4 protein-coding genes are annotated in these 6,476 nt (G+C 22.4%); all 4 read right to left on the reverse strand.

Annotated features, from left to right (window positions below; all coding sequences use genetic code 11):
* Positions 1 to 858: hypothetical protein (locus GBZ86_RS11135; protein ID WP_152890677.1), on the reverse strand; the 858-nt coding region annotated here is incomplete at its 3' end.
* Positions 859 to 886: 28 nt separating this feature from the next.
* Entirely contained in the window at positions 887 to 1,891 is a 1,005-nt protein-coding gene (locus GBZ86_RS11140) for a hypothetical protein (RefSeq protein ID WP_152890679.1), read from the reverse strand.
* Position 1,892: 1 nt separating this feature from the next.
* Positions 1,893 to 4,232 carry a dynamin family protein gene (locus tag GBZ86_RS11145; RefSeq protein WP_152890681.1) on the reverse strand — a complete coding sequence of 780 codons (2,340 nt, stop codon included), beginning with the start codon at positions 4,230 to 4,232 and terminating at the stop codon, positions 1,893 to 1,895.
* Complete coding sequence (locus GBZ86_RS11150; RefSeq protein ID WP_207707444.1) at positions 4,233 to 6,305, reverse strand: dynamin family protein; 2,073 nt, start codon at positions 6,303 to 6,305, stop codon at positions 4,233 to 4,235.
* Between the last annotated feature and the right edge of the window lie 171 nt (positions 6,306 to 6,476).

A 6,476-nucleotide genomic window follows, 5' to 3' on the forward strand; every position in this document is an offset into this window, starting at 1 on the left:
TATTAAAGAATTTAAAACTTTATAATTATCTAATAATAATTTAACTATATGTTCATTTTTATCAGCTAATTTATTTAATTCATTTAACATGCTACCTTGAATTTCTTTATATTCATTAATTACACTCCTATTACTTTCAATTATTTTTTCATCTTTTTCTATTAACTCATCTTTTAAATATATTATATTATTTTCTGTTGATTTTACTCTTTTAATTAATGATTCTAAATTATCAACATTCTCCTCTTCTTTATTTAATATATTTTCTAAATTCTCTATTACTTTTTCTTCATTATTATTTATATTTTTCATTCCATTTTCTAAGTTTTCTTTAATATCATTATTACTATATAAACATTTATTATGTATTTCTAACTCTTTTATCATATTTTCATTTATATTTAATTTTATAATATGTAATTCATCTATTAATTCTTTATTTTTTTCTTCTATTCCATTTATTAATTTATCATTTGCTTCCATATAGCTTGTATTTATTTTATCAAGAGTATTATTTATTCTTAGTAATGATTCATTTAAACCTTCTTTCAAAACTATAGTTATACTTTTCATATGCTTTTTAAATTCATCATTTAATTCATCATTTTTATCTATTACATTATTCACCATATTTTCAAATTTAATTAAGTTTTTTTCATTTAATTCTTCTAAATATTTCTTTCTCTCATCTTTACCATTACTTTTAATATCTTTTTCTCTTTTCAGAATAAATAAAGTACTTACTAGAAGAATTATGTTTATACTAACTAAAACAGGTAAATTATTTGGTTTATAAGCTAAATTTACTGAAGCTGTACCTATTAATGATATTATTATTGATTTTAATATTATATCCAATTTGTTTTCCTCCAATTTTTCTTTATGTTTAAATGTCATTAATACTTTTTATTAAACTACTTAATGAATAACTTAAATATTCATCTATTTTACTGATATCACTATTTAACAAATTCACCAAATTTCTTGATTTAAAAATATCTGAACCTTTAACTTTATCAGTTGATTTATTATTAGTTTCTTTAAGTCTTTTTCTTAATTCTTTTTTAAAATTTTCATTTAAAAATTTTTGCAAGTTATTTTTATTATTTAAATAAGAATCTATTAGCTTATAATTACTTATAAAGTTATTATTAATATACTCTTTCAAAATATTTTTAGATTCTTTTTCATATATTCTCATACTTTTAGTTATTAATTCATTTATTATTTCAAAAATTTGTTTATTGTTATCTTTATTTATGCTTCTTATAAAATCCATTGATACTGAAATTTTGTAATGTTCATCTAAATAAGTGTCTATATTTTTAGTTTTAAATAAATTGCTTTTATTTATTTTATTTACTAATTCACTTTCATTATAGGAAGGTTTAAATGAAATAAAGATATCTTTTAAATCACTTATTTCATTTATTCTTTTAACTTTATATTGGCACTTTTTTAAATAACTTTTTTCAAATAAACTTATTTCTTTTAACATGAATAATGTATCAATATTATTCATACTATCTCTTTTAATTTTATTTGAAATTATAACTTTATCTATTTGTAAGTTGTACACATATGGATAATAAATTTCTAGTATATCATCTCTAACATCTAATTTTTCTTCAAAATCTTTATATAAATATATTAAATTATAATTACCTAAATCATAATTTATAAGCATATATTTAGGTATATTAAAAGCTTTTAATAATATATCTTCAAAATTTTCAGTTAGAATAAATATATTGTTATTTCTTTCGTAATCATCCAATTGAAGTAATGTTGAGGCTACCTCTATAGATGAATTATTTTTATACGAATTATATATTTCTGGAAACTTTTCTTTTTGAAATCTTAAATTTTCAAGTATATCCATTGTATTCATATTACTGTACCCACTCATTTATCCAATCTCTATAAGAACTCAAATCTGCTAATAATACTTTTTTTGTATTAATTTCATTTTCAATAATATCTTTATTGGAAATTGTAATAGATAGTGCTTCTTTTAAAGAATTTACCTTTTCAATAAACATTTCTTTACTTTTAATAATAGCTCTTTCACTAGCTTCATCAATAATTTCTTTAACTAGTTTATTAGCATTATTTAACTGATCATTAATTATGTCTTCTATTGCATTTGAATAATACTTATTTAATTTTTCCTTACTATCTTTTTCTCTTAATTTTTCTATACTTTCTATTAAATTTTGTTCTTCTTTTTCATAAGCTTCCATATTTGCCTTCATTGCAACTCTTTTTCTTCTTGCTGCTGCCATTGATATTTTATTTTCAGCTATTTCTCTATCTAAACTTTGTCTTTTTATATTATTTTCACATATAGCTTTCTCTAATTGTTCTTTTCTATCTAAATACTCTTGTTTCTTATCTTCATTCTCAACTAATCTACTTTTACTTGGCTTAATAGCTCCTCCAACTTTTCTACCTAAAGCTTCTCCATAATATCCAAATTCCAAATACTGTAGCATTTTTAATGCTGAATTTTGAGATTTTTTAAAATTCTTAGCTTTTTTAGCTCCTTTTTCTACCTTCTTTGCAGCATTTCCTACTATTTTAACACCTTTAGCTAAATCCTTAAAAGCATCCGCTCCCTTAGCTAAAGTACCTGCTGATTTACTAGGACTCCAAAACATTAATGCAAAATCTGCTACTTCACCAATAACTCTACCAGTCTTAGCACCTAAATCTGATCCATCTTCATCATATACAATTTCATATTCAGCTTTATAGGACCCTAAATCTAATTTTTTATTAAATAAGTTTTGATAAGTATCTTCTTCTGTTTTAGCTTTTTTGTAAATATGATCTAAATTTTCATCAAACATAGAAATATTCTCTTCAGTAACACCAAGCTCTCTTTCAATATTCATTTGTTTTTCTTTTACCCTTTTTAATTTTTTAAACTGCAAAGTTGAAAATTCATCAAAATCTTCACTTAACTCTTCTAAAGTTGGTGCATCAAAGTCCACCTCAAAGTTTAAATCCAAATCATTAATTAAGTCGTCTAATTCTTCACTACCATTTTGAAAAACTTCATTTACAAGCTTATCTAATTGCTTTTCTATAATTCCCCTAATTTTAGCATTACATTCATTTGATAACTCATATACTCCTTCTTCAATAAAATCTTCATTAATCTCATTTTGTTTATTAATTTCTTTTAAAAATTTATATTGTTGACTTTCAAATAACTCTTTTAACTTATTGCATGTACTTTTTTCTATATTTTTTTTATTTTCAGAAAACTCTTTATTAAATCCCTCTGAATTTTTATTAGCTTTAGAAATTCTTTGTTCTAATCTATCAATTTTTTTAATTAACTCTTCCCTATCATTATTTTTTAATTCTTCTATAAGACTTAATTCTTTTTTTATTTCTTCATATTTATTTTTAAATAATAGTTCTAATTGTCCTTTAACTCTATTTTTTATAACTTCTTTTTTATTAATATTTATATAATCATTTATAACTTCTCTTATATCATTTATATATTTGCTATTTGTAAAAGAAGCTTTAGATCCTATTGGAAGTATATCAAATTCTTTTACACCTAAACTTTTTGATACTTCTTTTTTAACTTCATCAATTAATTTATTTATATCATCTTCACTCCTATTAACAAAGTTATCACCTATCTTTTCATCCATATTAGTAACAATTAAAATTATATGATTTGTATATTTTTCTATTTCCTTTATTCTTTCAATATCACTTGCTGAAATTACTTTATTAATAATATATAAAACAATATCTGATCTTTTTAATATATATTCTGTTATTTCCTCATGCTCTTTTATTATGGTATTAGTTCCTGGAGTATCTATTAATGTTACATTCTCTCCAATAAATTTATTATCAATAGGTACAGTAATACCTAAAATATTAGTATCATAACCTTCTTTATATTGAGAATACTTCAACAAATTCTCTTTGTTTAATTTTTCATTAGAAACCGAGTTATCTTTATAATGAACTTCAAAAACATTATTATTTCCCTTTATTATTTCTATCAATATAGGAGTACACTCCCCATTGCCTGTTGAAAGAAAATCTTTTTTTCCTATTAATGCATTGATAAAAGTTGTTTTTCCTGAACTAAATTCTCCTGTTATAGCAACTACCTTTTCTGAGTTATTTATTTTATCAATATATTTTTGAATCTCTTTAGGATTAATATTAAATTTTTCTAATTGTTCCATATCCATTTATAACACTTCCCTTTTAACATCTCTTAATCTTCCTATATCACTATTTATACCATCAATTTTTATATACATATCCTTTATCTCTTTTTCTAAAATTTCTGGTGATGAAGCTTGTGCATAATATAAGTTGTACACTTCTTCTTCATGTAACTGTAATTTTCTTTTATCTTCATTTAAAGCTTCAATTAAAACCTTTGTTATAAAGTTTTTATTATTATCTAAAAATATTTTTGTATTTTCATCAAACTCATCTAAAGCTGTAAAAAGCACTCTTTTATATTTATTTTTAGCTACAGTTATAATCATCTCTTCTACTGCACTCTTTTTTTCATCTTTATTATTAATTGCCTTTTCATATCTTTCTTTATATCTTTCTTTATCTTTATTTAACTCATTTAATTTATAATCAACATCTGCATAATTTAGTAAGTTTAATCTCTTTTCTTCTAACTCTCTATCCATATTACTTAATTTAGAGTCATATTCATCATTCATTTCACTTTTTAACCTTTTAACTTCTTTATAATTAAAATCATCCTCATATGTTTCTATATACTCAACTTCTTTTTCTCCTAATAAAACATCTCGTATTTTACCAAATAATCCACCACGTTTTTTTGTACGTGTATTTGTTCTTTTACTTTGAACTATCTCACCATTTCCTAAAGATAACAATTTAGTACTTTTCTCATTTTCTAATCTTTTTAATTTTTCTTTCAATTCAGTTACTTCTTCTTCATATTGTGTTTTCTTTGATTTTTCATTTATAAAATTTGCAACTTTTGCTTTTAGATCCTGATAATTATATTCTAGCTCTCTAACTTCAGAATCTATTTTATCTAATTCATCAAAATTAACTTCTGGCTCATCTAAATTTAATTTTTCTATATTTAAACCATTATTAATTATAGTTATTAATTTACCTTCTATATCTTTAATATTTTCTTCTTCATCTACAATTTCATCAATAACTTCAGTTAAATCATTTTCTAGAATATTCTTAGTACTATTCCAAGCTCTTTTCATCCCTAACTCAATTTCATAATTCATATCACTAAAATCATTTAATTTTAAAGTAAATTGTGAGTTGATTTTTTTCAAATCTTCATTTATATTTTCCTTTAATGCTTCATTTTTTTCTTCAATAACTTTTTTAGCTTTACGTAAAGCTTTTTTCACTAAATTTTCTATGTGCTTTTTCTTTTCTTTTAATTCATTTTTTAAATCCTCTACAGTTTTTTCTTCTTCTTTAATATTTTTTTCTATTATTTCTTTATCACTATTAAAATCTTTAATTTTCAAATCTAATTCTTGTTTATAATTAGATAATTCATTTATTATAAAATTAACTGGAGATGATAGTCTATCTTTTATATTTTCATCACTAGTTAAATACTCTGCTAATTCATCAGAAAATTTATCAAAATTTGAAGCTCTTGTTTTCTTTTCTGAATTTTCTTTTATTCCCTCTTTTTTCAACATAGCTGATATGGGATAAATTTTCTTATCTTCAACAAACACTCCAGATTTTACCAATTTGTTTCTTAAGTCTTCTATGGTGTCCTCCACAGTATTTTCTGATGTATTACATAAATCTATTTTATTTAATACTAAAAAAACTCTATCCATACTATCATTAATGTACTTTAAAAACTTTATTTCCTCTTTAGCCCCTGGTTTTTCATAGGAAAATAAAAATATAGAGGCATCTGCTTTTTTTACATAAGATTTTGCAATCTCTGTATGTACTTCATAAGTGGAATTGAATCCTGGAGTATCCACAATTTCTACTCCATTTTTCAAAAATTCAGAATCAAAGTATGCAACAACCTCTTCAATAGTATCTTCTACATTAACTGCTTCATTTCTAGCTGAAAATTCACTTAAATTTTCAAAAGGAATTCTTTTTATTTCTCCATTTCTAAACTTAATCTCTGCTTGTCCTAAAAGGCTTATATCTTTTGGATATCTTAATCTAGTTATAGCTGCTGTACTTGCTATTTCATCTTCTTGTAATACGGTGTTTGTCAAGAAAATTGTCGTATGCTTTGATTTAGAATCAAAAAATTTCAATATAAACTGCATTAACCAAAGTTAAATTTTTACAGATGATTTTTAAAAAGAACTCTCTTAAAAAATTATTGATATTTTTAAAAATTATTTACACAAGCTATTGTTTAAAGTTTTTTTTATTTCATCAGTAGGATTAAGTGCTACACATGGTGGTAGATCCCAATTTCTTAA

It is taken from the genome of Clostridium tarantellae, from assembly GCF_009295725.1.
GTDB lineage: Bacteria > Bacillota > Clostridia > Clostridiales > Clostridiaceae > Sarcina > Sarcina tarantellae.